Genomic DNA, 20,579 nt, shown 5'->3' on the forward strand with positions numbered 1-20,579 from the left:
CAGAAAAATCGTCTGCGTTTTAACTTAATGTTAGAGCGTAGACGACTTTCAGCTAATTATCCAATAATTACTCGTTCTTTTGGATAATGGTATTTAGTTTTCTTCGCCTTTCCTCCAAGAGAATATAAGAAGGATATAAGGCCAACTCGACCAATGAACATGAGTAACATCATGATTACTTTTCCAATTGATGATAAATGTTCTGTCAATCCAAGTGACATGCCACAAGTTCCGAATGCGGACGTAATTTCGAATACAATTTGAGTTAAGGTAGCTTCTGGCTCCGTGATTAATAAGATCATCGTTGCAACAAGTACCATTGCTACAGCTAAAATGATAACAACATATGAGCGGTACACATCAACAATATGGATTTCACGATTAAAAATCTGGATATCTTCCTTACCTCTTGCAAAATTAATTAAAAATAAAATTGCTATCGCAAATGTAGTTGTCCGTATCCCACCACCAACTGAACTTGGTGAAGCTCCAATGAACATTAAGAAGCTTAAAAAAACATCTGTCGCTTCACTGAATTTCGTGACGTCTATTGTCGTTAATCCACCTGAACGGGCTGAAATAGAATGGAACATCGCTGAGAAAAATGCTTCATGCCAGCTCATCCCTTTAAACGCATGAAACGACTCAATAACAAGTATTACGAAAGTACCGAATATAAATAAGATTGCATAAGTAACTGTCGTTATTTTAGTAAATAATGAGAAACGGAAATTTCTATTTTTATTTTCTAAAAACGCTTTAAGTTCAATCAATACAGGGAAACCAATTGCCCCTAAAGTAATTAATAACATATTAATTACTTGTACAAAATAATCACCGTGGAAAGGTACTAATGACATACCAGTTAAATCAAAACCACCATTTGTCGTTGCAGAAATAGCCCCGAAAACACCATGTAATAATGCTTCTTTGAAATTGTCGAAATATTGCACGAAATAAAGCGTTAATATGATAGCACCTATCAGTTCAATCGTTATTAATATTTTCACGATTTCTTTTATTAAATACACGACACCTGATATTTTCGTTTGGTTATGATCGACCATTATTAGTTGACGTTCACGCATCCCAATCTTCTTCCCGACAAGTAACCAAATAAAGGTACCTAAAGACATAATCCCAATTGCACCTAATTGTAAAATAAGCAGTAACATAACAATACCAAAAACTGAATACGTTTCAGATATATTCGTTACTGTCAAACCGGTTACACTAACTGCACTAACTGCAGTAAATAACGAATCAAGTAACGAAACTTCTACACCTGGTTTATGTACACCCGGTAACCTTAAAAGTACAAAAGAAATAGCAATGGCTATAAAATAATATGAAACAATCGCTTGGAATGGTGTTGCACGCCGATTGATATCTTTAGTAAACCCCATATAAATCGAATCCTTTCAATCTTGAAAACAAGATACTCCCTATTGTATGAAAAAGTAAGAGAAAAGGAAAGTACCTAAAAATATTCTCTCTATAACTTTTCTATCTTCTCTATTCTGCCCTTTTTATCCAAAGAAAAAACCCTATTACCATAATATTGGCGAATAGGGTTACGGCTAAATTATTCTGTTGCATCTGCCTTTTTCTTATTGCGGACACCTACAAGGTAGCCACCTAATGCTAGTACAAGAAGTACAATCCAGAATGTCATTTTCCAAGGAGTTGAATGAGGGAAATGCTCATCTAAAATCGCTACTTTTGGATGTGCTAATGTTAATACTAATAATTTCACTCCGACCCATCCAACGATTAAAAACGCCGCTGTTTCTAAAGATGGATAAGATTGGAGTATCTTAACAAACCATTGTGCTGCAAAACGCATAATAACTAAGCCAATAATACCACCTAAGAACATTACAGCGAACTGACCACCATTAATACCACCAACGTGTAATTCACCTAGTTCAGGTAGTGTTACAGCTAAAGCTACTGCGGCAAGCATTGAATCAATAGCAAAAGCTAAATCTGCTAACTCTACTTTAAATACTGTCATCCAGAAGCCAGAACCTGGTTTTTCTTCGACCTCTTCATCCTGACTCTTTTTCTTCCAATGATCATATAAATGTTTGAAACAGATAAATAGTAAATACGCTGCTCCCAACGCCTGAATTTGCCAAAAGTTCACTAGGAATGTAATCATAAATAGCGCAGCAAATCGTAATACAAACGCACCAAGTAAGCCGTAAAATAACGCTTTTTTCTGTTGAACAGGTGGTAAGTGTTTGACCATAACAGCCATAACAACCGCATTATCTGCCGCTAATAAACCTTCTAATACTATTAGGACTAATAGTACCCATGCATATTCCAATAATATAGCATCCATCCAATTTCCTCCTTTTTCAAACAAAAATAAAAGACCCATGCCTAATAAAAGGCAAAGGTCTCGCTTAGCAATTTTAAAAATTCATTTGCTCTCATAACCGATGGCGGTTAAACCATGTAATGACGACTATGAGGTAGGTTTCCCTATAGCTACTCCCCTTTGACAAAATGTCAAAAGTAATTAAGTTTGTTTGTGACTCTATTATAACTGATTGAATTAAAGAAGTAAACTTTTTTTCGGCAAAAACTACTTTTTTACATTGAGATAGTTATTAGCTTTACTTAATTTGAATCTGAAAGACTTTGTTATTTTTATGTTCATTATAGAACTCTACCATCACAGGCATCGATTGAATGAAATCCTTACATTGAACAGCAGTACCCGCTAAAAGTTGCTCAGCTATCCTCGTATCAAATGATGCATTCCACGTTAAATAGTCTAGAGTCTCATACTCAACCCCCAGCGCCTTACGCACGGCTAGTATACTCATTGATTTTCTAGCGAGACTTAATGGAATACGACCTTTTGGCTTCTGACCAGTCATAGTAAGTACCATAGCACGATATATTTCTTGGACAGGATGCGGGTTTGGATCAGTCATATGCACCGTCTGTCCGATAGCTTCGTAAAGAGTACTCAAATAAACAACACCATTCGTTATATAATCTATAGGAACCACATTTAATCTGGCATTCGATTGACCAATATATGGAATAATCGGGAAACACTTTAATCGATCAATCATATTCAGAAAGAAATATGGACCGTCAAATTTAACTGTTTCTCCAGTTTGTGAATGTCCTCTCACGATACCAGGTCGAATAATTGTTACTGGTACAGTTGCCTTTAATTCTTCTACTAAAGTTTCTGCTTCGAATTTCGTTTCTTCATAGTAATTTTTAAAGCTAGTTGGGCGAATTAATTCTGTTTCTCTTAAAATTCCTTCACGGGTCCCCGCAACATATGCCGTACTAAAATACATATAACGTTGTATATTTTTAATTCGACTAACAAATTCATTTACCATTGAAGTGCCTTGAACATTTACTTTCCAAGCAACTTCTTTTGGTACCGCTAAATCATAAATAGCAGCTAAATGCCAAACGACATCCACCTTATTCGTTAATTCTTCCAGTTGATCATTGTTAATATCTAAATTTGGTAATGTAATGTCACCTATTATAATAGTTATTTGTTTATCCGGATACTCTTTTAATATGCACTCCGCTTCAGCTTCAGCACGGTGCTTCTCCGTTATTAATACCACCGCATACACTTTATCGTACAATTCTTGTTTAAAGGCTGTACGAACAATTTGACTAGCAATAAAACCAGGGAATCCTGTAAAAAAAACTGTAGCCATCCCATCCACCCCTTAATTACTATGCTTTTCTCTTTTTATGCAAAAAACGTGTTTCACGATCAAATAAACTGTAAACAATCGGGACAATATAAAGAGTTAAAAATGTAGAACTTACTAATCCACCGATTACGGCAATCCCCATTGGTTGATTCATTTCAGTTCCTTCACCTAAACCGATGGCTAAAGGTATTAATCCTAGAACAGTCGTTGAAGCAGTCATTAATATTGGTCTTAAACGATCTCTAGTAGAAGTAATAATGGCTTCATAAGATGGTACTCCAGCAGCTTTTCGCTGATTAATATAATCCACAAGTACAATACCATTATTCACTACAATTCCTACTAAAATAAGAATACCAATAATGGCAGTTACCCCGATCGGTGTATTCGTTAACACTAATGCAAGTGCCACACCAATAATCATTAATGGTACGGTGAACATAATGACAAAAGGATACTTAAACGATTCAAACTGAGCCGCCATTACGATGTAGACAAGTATCACTGCTAATACAATTGCTAACAGCATATCGTTAATTGATTCATCAAACAATTCACGATCTCCACTAAATTTAATCGATGTACTACCTGGAAGATTGAGCTCTTCAATTACTTTATCAATTTTTTCTCCTGCTCCAGTTAATGTTTGTGTTGACTTATACTTTAAAATAAATGCAACGGATGGCAGTTGGTCCGTACGTCTGATGGATACTGGCCCTTTTTTTACTTTCACTTCTGCTACATCCTGTAATTCAACAAAGTCGCCTGTAGCACTTCGCAATTGCAACTTTTTTAATTGCTCTATACTTTTTTTATATGCATCACCGTAGTTCACAACAACCGATTGTACATTATCTTCTTTTGTCAAAATCTGAGTTGCTGTGACGCCTTTTGTCATTTGTTGTACGGTTTGTGCAATTTGGGCGGGCACAAAACCTAATTGTGCGGCCTTCTGTTGTTTCACATTTACTTGTATTTCTTCAACTGTATTATTAAGATCATTTTCAACTTCGGTAATATCTGATATTCCCTCTATTTTCTTCTGAATATCCACCACTGCCTGATTAAGGCGCTTATGATTTGTGTCAGATACTCTAAATGTTAATGTATTAGGAGCAGAGCCAGCTGCCGATTGCATATTAAAACTAACATCTGCCCTATTTCCTACTTCCTGTTGCACATCTTTTTGTAGATCATCTACAAATTCAAATACAGAGCGCTTCCGTTTATCAAGTGTTACTAATTTAACAGAAAGTTCCGCTTCATTCGATTTAGAATTCCCCCTCGATTGTGTTTGTTGATTCCCTCCGATGAGGCTAACGTAAACTGCAACGTCTTTTTCTTTTTTCAATCGCTCCTCTATTAATTGAACTACTTCTTCAGTTTTCGAAAGCGCGGAGCCATTTTGAAGTTTCACAGAAATTGAAAAGAACCCTTCATCAGTCGATGGCAAAAACTCCATGCCAGTACGGGTTAATCCAAAAATCGAAAGTACAAGTAAAAATAGAGTTACAGCAAGCACTAAGAATCTATGTCTTATCGCCCACTCAACAGAATTTTTAAATGCAGTATATCGTTTGGAATTGCTGCGCTTTTCTTCCGTATCTCCTGGCTTTATCTTCAACATATGGCCAGCGATCATCGGCACAACTGTGAGTGCAACGACTAAAGACGCAAATAAACTGAAAGAAATAGTCAAAGCAAATTCAGTGAAAATCTGACCAATTAATCCTGTTATAAAAATAACTGGTACAAACACGGCTACTGTCGTTAGGGTAGATGCAATAATTGCTATAGCTACTTCTTTCGTTCCTTCAGAAGCTGCTTGCTTTGATGATTTCCCCATCCCTAGATGGCGCTCAATATTCTCAATTACGACAATCGCGTTATCAACAAGCATGCCTATCCCTAAAGCAAGTGCTCCAAGTGTTAATATATTTAACGAAAAGTTGGCGAAATACATAAGAACGAATGTCACAATGACAGAATACGGAATTGCAACAGCTATGATAATAGGGCTACGAATGCCTCTTAAAAAGACAAATAGAACTAACATAGCAAAAATCCCACCATAAATGAGCGATGAACCAATATTATCAATTGCTAACTTTACATAATCCCCCTGATCAAATAAAATATCAGCCTTAACTCCTTCATACTGCTTTTGGGTTAATAAAGTATTTAATGAAGTTTGGAAATTCTGTGAAACTTCCGCTGTATTAGCTCCCGATTCTTGTAAGACAGACATTAAGACAGCTGGATGCTCATTTGCCCTAGTAATCGTTGCAGTTGGTTGCTCAGCCACTTTTACACTTGCAATGTCTTGTAATTTTATTTCATCACCATTTAAAGGGTCCGTTTTTACAATAAGTGTTTTTATATCGTTTACTGAACTTAAAGTACTTAATACCCTCACTGTCAGTTGCTGTCCTTGACCCGTTTCAATCGGATCTCCAGGTAGTGAAACATTGTTACCTTGAATTATTTGTACAATATCTGCCTGGGTTAAACCATTGTTTGCAAGCCTGTCCTTATCTAATGTTATACGCATTTCTTCAATAAGAGTCCCTGAAATATTCACACTTGCAACGCCTTCAGTTCGTAGTATTTCTTTCTCTAGTTTTTCTGCTAAAATGCGGATATCTTGATTGTCACCAGTTGCTTGCAATGTCAGTTGAATAACTGGAAATTGAGCTGGATCAAACTTTAAAAATTGCGGACGATTAGCTTCAGACGGGATAGGCGTTTGATCTATACGCTGTAACACATCCGTTTGTATTTTATTAATATCTGTCGACCAATTGAATTCAAGCATCATAAAACTTGCACCCTCTTGAGAAGTCGATTGGATCGATTTAATTCCAGGCAGGGTTGATAATGTACTTTCTAAAGGTTTTGTTACCTTTTCATTTACTTCAGCTGGACTAGCTCCTGAATAATTTGTAACGACAACACCAATTGGCGGATTTAACTCAGGAATTAGAGTAACTGGGATTTTGAAAAAAGACACTGCGCCTAGAATAATCACGAGCAACATCGTAACTATCGTAAAAACTGGCCTCTTGATGGAAAAATCACTAATCTTCATTACGCTCCCTCCTTTTTACTCATTCTTTTAATCATATTGAATTATTACTTTAACTACAATTCTTTTCTGAAAATAATGATTTTTCTAAACTTTCATTAGCCTTGTATCATACATACTATTGACATGTTTAGTGTGAGTTAAATCTAATTGTGAAACTTTTAAAATTTATAGCGAAATAGACTATGAAGAAAAATCTATTTCATCTTTACTATTTCTCAAACAAAACATAAAAAAAGCCGTCCTATCTAAGTAGGACGACTGCATGTAAAAATTATAATAAGCTATAAAGATCAATATTTTCGTTTTTATCTTGGAACCAGCGCATTGCGAATTCATTTTCGAATAGGAAGACAAGATTTTCATAACGATCGTGTACGAGCATGCTACGAGGTCCTGTCATAGATTCTTTAACGTCAGCTTCATTTTGAATCCAGCGTGCTATTTTCGAGCCCATTGGTTCCATTCGAACATCTACGTTATATTCTGCTTTCATACGGTGTTCGAATACTTCAAATTGGAGTTGACCAACTGCTCCAAGTATTACTTCTTCTGTATGCAAAGTTTTGTAGTATTGGATAGCACCTTCTTGTACTAGTTGCAAGATACCCTTATGGAAGTGTTTTGATTTCATAACATTTTTCGCCGTTACTTTCATAAACAATTCAGGTGTAAATTGTGGTAGTCTTTCGAATTGGAATGTTTTTTTACCGCCAACAACGGTATCACCAATTTGATAGTTACCTGTATCATAAAGACCAATAATATCTCCAGCCACAGCTTTATCAACTGTTTCACGATCATCAGCTAAGAACTGAGTCGATTGTGTTACTTTAAATGATTTATTTGTACGTGATAAAGTCATGTTCATCCCACGTTCAAATTCTCCCGATACAATACGTACAAAGGCGATACGGTCACGGTGAGCAGGGTTCATATTTGCTTGAATTTTAAATACAAAACCTGAGAAATCTTTGTCTAAAGGATCGATGATTTGCTCATCTTCTGTTAGACGAGGTTGTGGTGTTGGAGCAAAATTCAAATATGTTTCTAAGAATGTTTGTACACCGAAGTTTGTTAAAGCTGAACCAAAGAATACAGGTGTTAACTCTCCTCTTGTTACACGTTCTGCTGAGAAGTCATTACCAGCTTCATTTAGAAGCATTATGTCTTCCATTGCCTGTGTGTAGTAAGATGTTTTCTTCATTTCATGTTCAACAGCTAACTCACCATCTTCATCAATTGGTAAGAATCGCTCATCTTCTTCTGTGCGGAATTGCTCAATTCGTTTGTTGTAGCGATCATAAATTCCTAAAAACTCTTTACCCATACCAATTGGCCAGTTCATAGCATAAGACTCAATACCAAGAACTTCTTCAAGTTCTTCCATCAATTCAAGTGGTTCTTTACCTTGGCGATCTAATTTATTGATAAATGTGAAGATAGGAATACCGCGCATACGACAAACTTTGAATAGTTTTAACGTTTGTGCCTCAATACCTTTTGCTGCATCCACAACCATTACAGCGCTATCTACTGCCATTAACGTACGGTACGTATCTTCCGAGAAATCCGAGTGCCCTGGTGTATCCAATATGTTGACACGGCGACCATCATAATCAAATTGCATAACTGAAGATGTTACTGAAATTCCACGTTGCTTTTCAATTTCCATCCAGTCAGAAGTTGCAAATTTACCTGTTTTTTTCGCTTTAACTGTACCTGCATCGCGAATTGCACCACCGAAGTACAAAAGCTTTTCTGTTATCGTTGTTTTACCAGCATCCGGGTGAGAGATGATGGCAAACGTACGACGAGATAATATATCTTGTTCAAGATTAGAACTCATTTTCCAGTCTCCTTCTATCCATTATGTTTCATCTTAAAACTAAAAATGTTAAGCCATACTGAACCGAATACAGTTGTCAATATAAGTTTTTCATTGACAAACTCTATTCGGTGAGCGTGACGTACAATTTATTTTTTTCTATTATTGTAGTCCATTCTCCATGCGCTTATCCTGTTATACATTCTTAACCCTACTATTATAACAAAAAAGAGCATACATAGTTAGCATGCTCTTATCTAGATTGTGTTATTTTTTGACGATTAGTGATTGTCCTACATAAATCAAATCCGATTTTAAATAGTTCCAGTTTTTTAAACTTGCTACTGATACACCGTATACTTTTCCAATTACAGATAATGAATCACCATATTGAACTATATATTTAGAGACTTTATTAGTAGACTGTGTATTTTCTTTTTCCTTTGTTACTTTTTGTTTAATAATTAGTTTTTGCCCGATTAATATTGTGTCAGATTTTAAATTATTCCAATTTTTTATATCCGAGATAGATACATTGTATACTTTGCTAATGGCAGATAAAGTATTACCCTTTTGCACTGTATAATACATGTTGGTGGAGGGCGCTTTGTTATTTGTTGACGTATTGTCACTATTAGTTGATTTGTCATTAGTAGCATTCGCCTTTTTGCTAACGATTATTTTCTGTCCTATATAAATCGTGTCGGATTTTAAATTATTCCAACTTTTCAACTTTGCTACTGTTGTATTGCATTTGATCGCGATGGCAGATAAAGTATTGCCTTTTTGTATTGTATAATATTTTGTTGTAGCTAGTTGATTACTTGAGTTTGTATTTCCCCCTTGAATTACATTTTCAACTTTTCCACTTTTGTTTACTATTAACTTTTGTCCTATATAAATTGTATCGGATTTTAAATTATTCCAACTTTTCAATTTCGCTACTGTTGTATTGTATTTGATCGCGATGGCAGATAAGGTATTACCTTTTTGTACTGTGTAATATTTATTTGTTGTTGTAGATTGATTATTTGAGTTTGTATTCTCTCCTAAACCTGCATTTTCTAATGTTTCACCTTTGCCAATTTTTAATTTTTGTCCTACATAAATCATATCGGATTTTAAATTATTCCACTTTTTTAGGTTTGCTACTGTTGTACTATATTTTTTTGCTATAGCAGATAGCGTGTTGCCTTTTTGTACTGTATAAAAGACCTCGTTTCCTAGTGAGCTATTAGAATCATTGTTATCTATTGGTTCATCTTTTGAAGAATCTTCTACAGATGTCGTAGTATCATAAGCTGTTAAATTATATGTTGAAATTAAGTTATTTAGTTTACTAGCATAAAGCGTGTCAGTAGCATATGTACCTGTTAAAGCACGAGTCGCATCTTGATAAGAATTCGTATTACTTTTCCATACTTTCATGTAACGAAAAGCATCCCAGGATACGCCGTTTCTAATTAAATTAACATAATCTTGCAACGACTGGGTGTGAGATGGATATTTTTTAAAGTTAGCCGAAATTTGATAGTAATTTCCTTTTCCATCATCTTCTAACGTTAGCATCTCTACAAAAGCTCCCTGATAATTACCTTTCATGCCAAATAAATTATAATTTGGCGCTGCACCTAAAGCACTTGTCCCATATGAGCTCTCAAGAACAGCTTGTGCAAGCATAACTGAAGCATATAAGTCATTTGTCTTTGCTAAAGTCCGAGCTATCGGTGCAATCGTTTGTATAAATGTTGATATATTACCACTACTATATGGTACATCTGTTTTTACAACAGTTTGTGGTGGTAAGATTCCTTCTACTTCATTTGTAACAGCATTTTGTTTTGTATTATTTGGTTCAGCATGTACTTTGTCAATTGTTTTATCTAAGGTATTTGATGTATCCACATCTTGTTCAGTTATGCCTATATCTTCTGAACTTTCAATTACAGGCGCTTCAGGTTCTTCAATAACAGGAGCTAATGGCTGATCATTTTTTGTAATTTTTTCGACTTTGGTATTTGTTTGCACTATTAGTCCTTTATCAGCATTTAAATCTGCCTTTGCAACTCCAGGCAAGGCTGATGTTCCAATCACTGCAGTCATTCCGACTACTAATAAACTTTTTGTTTTAATTTTTGTATCCATAATCAACGGTGCTATAAGATATTATCTTTTATACACCTTTCTCTCCCCCATCCCATCAATAATCATTTATACCCAAAATAAAATAAAAACATAAACCTTTTATATCCAACACCTACTATATTAATCATTATAAAAAACTAGTTAACAACATATCATTATACCTACTTTTTGTTACGAGAAGATTAAAAAAACACTACAAATGTAATAAATAAATACATTTGTAGTGTTTTTATATTATAGTAAGCATTATTTAGTTGATGACTGGAATTTTTCACGCGCTGCTTCAAGCGCAATCTCTGCGTCACTATGGGGATATTTTGTATTCTCAATAATCTGATAATCTTCGTGACCTTTACCAGCGAAAATAATTATATCCCCTGCTTCAGCCACTTCTACAGCTTTTCTCACCGCTTCTGCACGATCACCGATACAAGCGTAGTGATTGTGTGCCATACCTTTTTCAAGGTCCGCTAAAATACTGTCATATTCTTCATATCGTGGATCATCTGTCGTTAAAATCACATAATCCGAAAGTGAAGCCATTTTCGCCATATCAGGTCGTTTAGATTTATCACGATTACCACCTGTACCAATGACAAAAATCATTTTATTTTTTTTATAAGGCATTGCTGCACTAATTGCTTTTTCAATAGCATCTGGAGTATGTGCGTAATCGACGAAAATTGAGATAGGTAAATCACCTGTTGGGATTCCTTGCATACGACCTTTTACAGATTCGATTGCTTCAACTTGTTCAATTATATCTTCAAGGACATAACCTCTAGCATATAAAGCGGCAGTAGCTGCTAGCACATTATAAATATTGAATTCTCCAAGTAAATGCATTTTAATAGGGAAAGTTCCTTCTGGGGTTTCCATATCAAAATAAGTCATGTGATTATGATATTGACAGTTAGCAGCTTTAAAAATGGCGTCATTTTTTATACCGTAAGTCCATATTGGATATGGTGTTAATTCTTGATATCTTTCTGACCATGGATCATCAGCATTTAAGACAGCATCCTTATCTTTTTCAAGGTCTTGTCCAAGTTGGGAGAAAAGCATACCTTTCGCATTTCCGTAGTTCTCCATCGTACCGTGGAAATCTAGGTGATCATGCGTTAGATTTGTGAAAATAGCGACATCAAAATCGACACCTGCTAAACGTCCCTCTACTAGTCCGTGTGAAGAAACTTCCATAATCATGCCTCGACAACCTTCAGCTGCTGCACGGAAAATCATTTGCTGTGTACTAAGGGCGTCACTTGTAGTGTTTGCAGATTCATACATGACACCATTCAGATTAAATCCGATTGTACCAGATAAAGCTGTTTTAATACCTAACCCATGAAGAATATCTCGAATTATAGATGTAACACTCGTTTTGCCATTTGTTCCCGTTACCCCAAACATTGTCATGTCTTTAGATGGGTAATCGAAGAACTTCGCTGCAAGTAAACCCAGTGCACGACTAGTATTATTTACGATTACTTGTGCTACATCACCTTCAAGCTCTAACTTGTGGTCTGCCACAATAATAATAGCACCATTTTCAACAGCTTTTTGTGCATAGTCATGACCATCTACTGTGTAACCTTTAATGCAGACGAACACACTTTTCGGTTGTACACCACGAGAATCAATCGCAATATCTTTAATATTCTCTGGTAGTTGACCTATTACTTTTTTTATTGGTAAACATTGTAGTAATTCGGTGGCTTGCATTATTCTGCCTCCTGTTCATCAATCATTGGAGATTTGATGTATGCTAATAATAAATTTGTTGTATGTCTAAGTGAATCGATATGTGTACGTTCATAAGCATGAGACGCTTCAATTCCAGGTCCAAATAATGCATGTCGCACATCAGCACCTGCTCTAATCGCAGCTGAAGCATCTGAACCGTAGTATGGATAAATATCTAATTTATAATCTATGTGATTGTCTTTAGCAAGTGCTACAAGCTGTCTAGTTAATGCGTAATGATATGGACCACTTGAATCTTTTGCACAGATAGAAACAGTATATTCATCAGATGCTTGTCCATCACCGATAGCTCCCATATCTACAGCAATATATTCAACCGTTTGAAGAGGAATGTTAGAGTTTCCTCCATAACCTATTTCTTCATTATTAGAAATATAGAAATGCGTTGTATATGGTAATTCAATTTTTTCTGTAGTTATTTTTTCTAGTAATTTTAATAATAAAGTTGTGCTCGCTTTGTCATCTAAATGACGTGATTTTATAAACCCACTCTCAGTAAATTCAAAACGTGGATCAAAAGATACGAAATCCCCTACTTCAATGCCTTTAGTGCGAATCTCGCTAGAACTAAATACTTTTTCATCGAGGCGAACTTCGATGTGCTCTTCATTACGAGGTAGTTTCCCTGCTTCACGATAAACATGTACTGTCGTTTCATGCATTAGAATCGTACCTCTTATTTTATCACCTTTAGCTGTATGAATTGTACAATATTCACCTTCTACAGCATTCCAGTTGAATCCTCCTACCATAGACAATTTCAAACGTCCATTTTCTTTCACTTCTTTTACCATAGCACCTAAAGTATCTGTGTGAGCTGTTAAGAGGCGATGTCTAGAATCATCTTTACCTAATATAGTTGCAATTATTGCACCTTTATTTGTTTTTTTATAAGATATACCCAGCTTTTCTAGTAGGCTAGACATATATTTCATAATGTCCTCTGTAAAGCCAGATGGACTAGCAATATTCACTAATTCCTTCAGTAATTCAACCGTTTCTCGTTCTTTAAAATCGCTTGTCAAATTGAAAGCCTCCCTTATTCTTTTCATCATATCAAAATATGACATTTTACGACAACGTTAAATCATGTATGATGGTATTATAACCAAATTCGAGGTGTCTTTATGAAGCACTCTACTATTTTACGTAAAAGAAATCAATTTGTACTGTTTTTATTTACAACTGGGATCATTATTCATGCCATTATTAGTAGCATCCATTTGATAAATTATGATGTACCTTTCCCCCTTACGGCAAGCATTTATTGTGCCATTTTACTTATTTGTTCGGCACTGCAGATAAATGAATATGTAATGAAGATATTATTAATTATCGGATTGAATGGTTCCATCATATTATTAATAATGCAAACTAATTATATTTATTTCTTAGTATTTCTTATTCTACTACTTTTTCTACTAGCTATATATCAATCACTTTGGATTAATTTATCGATGTTTATCGTTACTATCATTCAGCTTGTTTTTCTAATAGAATATCGCTACACAATTTTCCGTAATTCTATAACTGATACAGATATTGCTCTTTTTACTATAATCTTATTTACTGTCGCTATTATCGGTTTTATGCAAACAGTTTATATCAATAATTCTTGGAAAAATATGGAGAATCATTCAGACTCCTTAGAGAAGGCATTCTTATCAAAGGAAGCTTATTTAAATTTATTTTTTGAAAATGCAAAAGACAGTATAGCTGTTTTTGATTTAGAGAATAAAATCATTACGGTTAATCCCGCATTCGAGAAACTCTATGGATGGAAAAAGAGAGAATGTATTGGAAAAGCTGTTCCTTTAGTAGCTCCAGAGTATATAAACTTAGCAAAAGAACGATGCAATCACTTATTGAGTGGTGGGAGCTTCGATATGCTTGAATCAAAAGATATGAGAAAAGACGGCACTTATTTCGATGCACAAATGACGTTATCTCCTATTTATGATTATAATGGCAAAATTATAGCTACATCAGTTATTACGCGTGATATTTCATATAAAAAAGAAGCTGAAAAACTAATCATTCAATCGGAAAAGTTAAAGGCGATAGGAGAAATAGCTGCAGGTGTCGCACACGAAGTACGAAATCCACTAACTGTTATTTCTGGTTTTGTCCAAATGATGAAAAACGATAAAAATTCACCATATGCATTTTATATAAATTTAATTGATGAAGAAATTGATCGCATTAACTTAATTATAAGTGAGTTTTTAGTTCTTTCAAAACCTCATGCTATGCAACCAAAAGTATTCCAAATCGATAAAATCATCTCAGATATTCTGACTTTATATTTGCCTGAATTACAATTAAAAAACATTGAACTCATTCAGAATTGGAACACCAATAATATGATGATCAAAGGTGACGCCAACCAAATTAAACAAGTTTTTATTAATATTATAAAAAATGCAGTAGAAGCGATTGAAAAAGAAGGTAACATTAGCGTTACTATTGAAAAAACAGCCAAACAATTTTGTAGTATCTGTTTTACTGACGATGGGGGTGGCATGGAAAAAGAAGTTGTTGAACATATTTTCAAACCCTTTTATACGACAAAAGCAGAGGGTACTGGTCTTGGAATGATGATTACAGAGAAAATTATTCAAGAACACGAAGGTCAAATTACAATTGATAGTGAATACGGTAAAGGTACTAGTATTACGATTAAGCTACCTTGCGTTGACGTTTAATTTACATAAAACAGCATTTCTATTGGTTATAAGCCTTTAGAAATGCTTTTTCTTTTATCAATTAATTCCACTAATAGAACAAACAGAATACAGTCACGCTGAGTTTTAATAATCTCAATCTTTACAGAAAAGATAAGAACACCTATCAGTCAGTAAAATCGACTAATAGACGCTCTTTGCCACTCTTATCTTAAAATGGTTTTTACTAATTTCACCTTCTGTTTATACGGTGGGAATAATAAATTATTTGCCAGCTTCGTTGACTTTTTCAAAATAGATTTTGGATGTGTAAAGCATTCAAAGCTTGCCTTACCATGATAAGCATTAACGCCTGAATTGCCTACTCCACCAAATGGTAAATAAACACTTGCTACATGAGTTACTGTATCATTCACACAACCACCACCAAACGGTAATTCATCGAGGAAATATTGAATCGCTTTCTCTGTTTCCGAGAAAAAGTATGCCGCTAATGGTTTTGGATATTGTCTAATTTGATGAATAGCTACTCGCAAATCATCGTAAACGATAATCGGTAAAATCGGCCCAAATAATTCATCTTCCATAGAAGAGCTATTCCACGTAATATTTTGTAGAACAGTCGGCTCAATATATAAATCATCACGATCATAGTTACCACCAAATAATACTTGGCTCTGCTCACGCTCTATTATACTCTGCAAGCGATCAAATTGACGCTCATTAATAATACGGCCATAATCTGGACTGTCTTGCGCATCTTTGCCGTAAAATTTTTGAAGAGTCTTTTTCAGTATACGAATAAAAGGTACTTTTACTGACTCATGCACTAATACATAGTCCGGTGCGACACATGTTTGACCAGCATTTGTAAATTTCCCCCATGCAATACGCTTCACAGCCACTTCTAAATTCGCTGTTTGATCAACAATTGCAGGACTTTTCCCACCTAGTTCAAGCGTATGTGGCGTTAAGCGTTCTGCTGCTGCTTTCGCAATGATTTTCCCAACAGCTACACTTCCAGTAAAGAAAATATAATCAAACGAAGCATGTATCAAAGCAGTTGTTTCTTCCTTTTCTCCTTCCACAATACGCACATAATTTTCTTGGAACGTTTCTTGTATTATTTTTTTTATAATTTCAGCAGTATGTACAGATGCTTCAGAAGGTTTTACAATTGCTGTATTACCACCAATAATTGCCCCGATTAAAGGTTCCATTACTAACTGGAATGGATAATTAAATGGTCCAATAATAAGTACAGTCCCATATGGTTCTCGAACGATAAAACTTTTCCCTGGTTGGAAATGCAGTGGCGTTGGCACAGATACTGGCTGTAACCATTCTTCTAAATACTTTTGCATATAGCTTATACTATCTAGTACAATCCCTACTTCAGTGGAGTAAGCTTCGAATTCACTTTTTCTTAAATCTTTGTGCAGTGCTTGTAAAATTTCTTTTTCATGACTGACAATTGCAACTTTTAACTTTTTTAATTGTTCTTTACGGAATGCCAAGCTTTTTGTAGCACCTGAAAAGAAAAATTTCCGTTGTGCTGAAATCATCGTTTCTACATCTTGGGTATTAAAATTAGCCATTAATAAACCTCCAATTTATCGAAATATTTATCTAATTTTGTTCATAAGCTTGCATAAATACATTGTGATTTATCCATAATAAAAGTGTTACATAATTTCATAAGAAAAAGAGCCTTATCTGACTCAAATTGTACCATTTTCAAGAAGGTTGCTGTCAAATGTTGAAGACTTCTAAAAGGGGGAATGTTACATGTTGAAAACAGAAACATGGTGGGAATCAATTTTCACAGGGCCATTAGCACATGGCATACATCCGCAAAAACAAGAGGAATTAGAGGACGAATCTTTTTTATTTTTCCAGTATAATGATACAGCCTCGGAAGAAAATGATCAGCCATCTTGAATGAAGTGTAGCAAAGTGAGCTGTCTGAATTAAAAGGACAGCTCCTACTTTATAGATATATTTCTTAAACAACTATTTAAATAAAGGTCTTAATAACAATCTAGCTACTACAACAACGTATGTATAATAATAGCCTACCCAAACTGTAATTGGTATAGACATCTATTTGTCAAATTTTAATTCTTTTCATTAGATTCAATTAATATCCGTTTACTACCTCGCCATGTCCTTCACATAGTAGAAAATTATTTGCCACTACTTCACTAATTTCATCTCATATTCAACTATCCACCACCTACAATTACCATGAATCTCGCCTTAAAATATCGTTCTTTTACACTTCTCCTACTCTACTTATAAAATCACATGTCATTTTAATCTTATTACACTAAACTCCCAGCTCCTTATTTCCCTATTTTAAACCAAAAACCTATAGACATTTTCAAATTTATCGCTAGAACCTTTTCAAAAGGGGTATGCAATTATAAAGAGATATTATTCTCACTCTTTTTCTTTTTAACATAGGAGGACGGACATGAAAAATATATGGGAAATTTATAAGCGGGATATTAAAAGTATTTTCTCTAACTGGGTAGCCGCAGTAATATTAGGCGGGCTTATTATTTTGCCTTCATTATATGCATGGTTGAACATTGCAGCTTCATGGGATCCTTATGCGAAAACTTCTCAAATTCCCGTCGGCATTGTAAATGAAGATGGTGGTGCAAAGATACAAAGTCAACATATTGATGCTGGAGAAGAGCTCGTTGCTACGTTACATAAAAATAATGATATGGACTGGCAATTTACAAATCGTAAAACAGCAATGGAAAAAGTTCGAAACGGTGATTTTTTTGCGGTAATCATCATTCCAGAGAATTTCTCTAAAGAGCTCGCTACAGTTGTATCAGATAAGCCACGAAAAGCGGAAATAGAATATTATGTAAATGAAAAAATCAACTCAATTGCTCCAAAGATTACAAGTAAAGGTGCAAGTGTACTTGCTGAAGAAATGAGTAGTAAATTTATTGGCACAGTAAACGGTACAATCTTTGAGATGTTCAATCGAATTGGAATAGAAATGCAAAACAATTTGCCAGATATCGAAAAATTTAAAAATTATGTTTTTACATTAGAAAAAGATTTGCCGGGCATTCATACAGAATTGAAGAAAGCACAAAAAGATGCTAATTCTGCAAGTACTATGATTGGCGATGCTCAAAATGAATTTCCACAAGTAAAAAAACTAACAGAAGATGGACTAAATACAATTGAGAACACATTAACCTTCTTGACACAAGCTGAAGGTCGCCTTAATGATATGAGTCCAAAAATTAAAGAAGATTTACAAACTGTCCAAAAAATTTCTACTGATGCAAATACATTGTTAAAACAACTACAAAATACTAAGATTGATTTTACTGAGGTAAATAATGCAAAAGAAACGTTAGACAATCAGGTTACGTCTGCCATTGATAAAGTATCTAAAGTTGAACAAGCATTGGCAGATCTAAAGCAATTCAACGATGAAAATAACATTCAAGACCAATCACAACTACTCACGTCGGCAATTGAACGTACAAAAAATTTAAAGGCTTTATTAGTAGAAGCACAAACAAATGCCCGCAATATTAACGACGTACTTGCTGGTAAAGAACAAGATGTTGCTGATGCAGTCAACTCAATACAAACTATTGCACAAAACACTTCTGTCGAGCTCGACAGCTTCATCAAAGAATATACTCAATCTATTGAACCAACTGTTTTTAAAGCTATTAATGATGCCCAAAACACGTTATCTACTGCAAAGAATAAGCTAACTATAATCCAAACTCAATTACCCGAAGTTGTGCGTATCATTAATAATACCGATGGCTATATCTCAGAGGCGAAATCTGGCCTCAATACAGCTCTCGGACAATATCCTTATGTGAATACCAAGGTTAAAGAACTTGCTAATAAAATCCGGGACTTCGAAAAAGAAACGGATTTAAATAGCGTCATTCAATTACTTATCAACGATCCAAATGCGGAGAAATCATTTTTTGAGCAGCCTATTAAGCTAAACGAAAATGCCCTCTTCCCAATCAAAAATTACGGAACAGGTATGACACCTTTCTACACTGTTTTATCCATTTGGGTTGGTTGCCTACTTTTAATTTCACTACTTTCAGTAGGAGCGAAAAATGAAGAAGATTTTACCACCCGCCAAATATACTTCGGAAAACTACTCACATTTTGGACCATTGGCATACTCCAAACACTTATCATTACTATGGGTGACCTTTTCATTCTTAAAGTGTCTGCACATAACCCTGTATGGTTCGTCCTATTTTGCCTATTCATCAGTCTCGTATTTATGAGCATTGTCTACACTTTAGTATCGGTTTTCGGAGATGTTGGAAAAGCACTCGCAATCGTTCTTCTTGTACTTCAGCTAGCAGGCTCAGGCGGTACTTATCCCGTTGTTTTACTACCGAAGTTCTTCCAGGTGATTAACCCATACTTACCTTTCACATACGCTATAGGAATGGCTCGAGAAGCTATAGGCGGAATCATTTGGAATAAAATATTAGTGGATGTCATAGTACTTGGCATAGTTCTCATAATAGTTCTGTTATTCGGCGCCATTCTCAAAAAACGTTTAAATGTCATTACATCGCGTATGCTACTTAAATCCAGAAAATCTGGGTTATTTCACTAAAAAGAGGCTAGTTAGGTTATGTTGACCAAACTAGCCTCTTCTATTTTATTGATGAAAACAATGATTGACTTTTACTGTTTGGCATCTTATGATATTAAGTAATTATTACATAAATTTACGAATTAGAATTTCTCCCGATTCCTTAGCTCAGCTGGGAGAGCGCCACCTTGACAGGGTGGAGGTCGCTGGTTCGAACCCAGTAGGAATCATCTTCTGAATAAGCCCTCAAACGTTGATATATCAATGTTTGAGGGCTTATTCTTTTCACAATAATTCCACAACACACCTCAACATTTCTAATTTGTCCGCAATTTGTCCGCAGTTTGTCCACAGGATTATTCCTCACCATTTATCGTTACTATCAATGGCATTGTGTAAAATATCTGCAATACCGTCATCGGAATTTGGTAATAAATGTGCATAAAAATCTAATGTAATTTTAGGATTTCCATGACCCAATCGACTAGAGATTATTACAATATCTACACCTTCAGAAATAAGAATAGATGCTTGTGTGTGCCTAATATCATGGAATCGAATATCTGATACGCCTGCTCTTTTTATAATTTGCTTCATTACACGAATAACATTTCGCGAATCTTAAAGGTTTCAGTATTTGTACAAATCATCAAGTCATAATCTTTGTACATTTCCCCCACTAGTTCTTTCCAGTCATCTTAAATTTTCTCTTGAATACTTAATTCATTTAGAA

12 protein-coding genes, 1 tRNA gene and 1 pseudogene are annotated in these 20,579 nt (G+C 34.9%); 4 read left to right on the forward strand and 10 right to left on the reverse strand.

Annotated features, from left to right (window positions below; genetic code table 11):
* Positions 1-56: 56 nt before the first annotated feature.
* The 8 genes and pseudogenes from MHH98_RS17745 to MHH98_RS17780 form a co-directional block, all read right to left on the reverse strand.
* Positions 57-1,406, reverse strand: a complete 1,350-nt coding sequence (locus MHH98_RS17745) for a TrkH family potassium uptake protein (protein ID WP_340713317.1) — start codon at positions 1,404-1,406, stop codon at positions 57-59.
* Between the two features lie 179 nt (positions 1,407-1,585).
* Complete coding sequence (locus tag MHH98_RS17750; protein ID WP_038183494.1) at positions 1,586-2,350, reverse strand: TerC family protein; 765 nt, start codon at positions 2,348-2,350, stop codon at positions 1,586-1,588.
* Between the two features lie 277 nt (positions 2,351-2,627).
* On the reverse strand, positions 2,628-3,713 hold the full coding sequence (locus MHH98_RS17755) for an SDR family oxidoreductase (protein ID WP_076034054.1): 1,086 nt from the start codon (positions 3,711-3,713) through the stop codon (positions 2,628-2,630).
* A 19-nt stretch (positions 3,714-3,732) separates the two neighbouring features.
* Complete coding sequence (locus tag MHH98_RS17760; RefSeq protein WP_340713319.1) at positions 3,733-6,801, reverse strand: efflux RND transporter permease subunit; 3,069 nt, start codon at positions 6,799-6,801, stop codon at positions 3,733-3,735.
* A gap of 271 nt (positions 6,802-7,072) precedes the next feature.
* Positions 7,073-8,647 carry a peptide chain release factor 3 gene (locus tag MHH98_RS17765; protein WP_038183472.1) on the reverse strand — a complete coding sequence of 525 codons (1,575 nt, stop codon included), beginning with the start codon at positions 8,645-8,647 and terminating at the stop codon, positions 7,073-7,075.
* 1,182 nt (positions 8,648-9,829) lie between these two features.
* Positions 9,830-10,771: pseudogene (locus MHH98_RS22160) on the reverse strand (glucosaminidase domain-containing protein); the annotation flags it as partial.
* 246 nt (positions 10,772-11,017) lie between these two features.
* Positions 11,018-12,496: a UDP-N-acetylmuramoyl-L-alanyl-D-glutamate--2,6-diaminopimelate ligase gene (locus MHH98_RS17775; RefSeq protein ID WP_038183469.1), complete on the reverse strand. Its 1,479-nt coding sequence runs from the start codon at positions 12,494-12,496 to the stop codon at positions 11,018-11,020.
* The gene (locus tag MHH98_RS17780; RefSeq protein WP_038183467.1) at positions 12,496-13,563 is read right to left on the reverse strand and encodes a M42 family metallopeptidase; all 1,068 of its coding nucleotides are present in this window, start codon (positions 13,561-13,563) and stop codon (positions 12,496-12,498) included. The genes MHH98_RS17775 and MHH98_RS17780 overlap by 1 nt, the downstream gene beginning before the upstream one ends.
* A 102-nt stretch (positions 13,564-13,665) precedes the next feature.
* Here MHH98_RS17780 and MHH98_RS17785 point away from each other — a divergent pair, with 102 nt between their 5' ends.
* The gene (locus MHH98_RS17785; protein ID WP_076065458.1) at positions 13,666-15,243 is read left to right on the forward strand and encodes a two-component system sensor histidine kinase NtrB; all 1,578 of its coding nucleotides are present in this window, start codon (positions 13,666-13,668) and stop codon (positions 15,241-15,243) included.
* 185 nt (positions 15,244-15,428) lie between these two features.
* Here the strand turns inward: MHH98_RS17785 and MHH98_RS17790 are convergent, their stop codons facing one another.
* Positions 15,429-16,820, reverse strand: coding sequence for an aldehyde dehydrogenase (locus tag MHH98_RS17790; protein ID WP_340709271.1), 1,392 nt, complete (start codon positions 16,818-16,820; stop codon positions 15,429-15,431).
* 190 nt (positions 16,821-17,010) lie between these two features.
* On the opposite strand from MHH98_RS17790, the gene MHH98_RS17795 reads away from it, so the two are divergent.
* The 3 genes from MHH98_RS17795 to MHH98_RS17805 all read left to right on the forward strand — a co-directional run bounded on the left by MHH98_RS17795 (position 17,011) and on the right by MHH98_RS17805 (position 20,076).
* The gene (locus MHH98_RS17795) at positions 17,011-17,163 is read left to right on the forward strand and encodes a hypothetical protein (RefSeq protein ID WP_164491924.1); all 153 of its coding nucleotides are present in this window, start codon (positions 17,011-17,013) and stop codon (positions 17,161-17,163) included.
* Between the two features lie 535 nt (positions 17,164-17,698).
* On the forward strand, positions 17,699-19,867 hold the full coding sequence (locus tag MHH98_RS17800; protein WP_210402664.1) for a YhgE/Pip domain-containing protein: 2,169 nt from the start codon (positions 17,699-17,701) through the stop codon (positions 19,865-19,867).
* A gap of 136 nt (positions 19,868-20,003) precedes the next feature.
* Positions 20,004-20,076: transfer RNA gene (locus tag MHH98_RS17805), tRNA-Val, on the forward strand.
* A gap of 133 nt (positions 20,077-20,209) precedes the next feature.
* Here the strand turns inward: MHH98_RS17805 and MHH98_RS17810 are convergent.
* Positions 20,210-20,452: a tyrosine-type recombinase/integrase gene (locus MHH98_RS17810; RefSeq protein WP_412104687.1), complete on the reverse strand. Its 243-nt coding sequence runs from the start codon at positions 20,450-20,452 to the stop codon at positions 20,210-20,212.
* Between the last annotated feature and the right edge of the window lie 127 nt (positions 20,453-20,579).

Source organism: Viridibacillus sp. FSL H8-0110, assembly GCF_038003565.1.
Lineage (GTDB): Bacteria > Bacillota > Bacilli > Bacillales_A > Planococcaceae > Viridibacillus > Viridibacillus arenosi.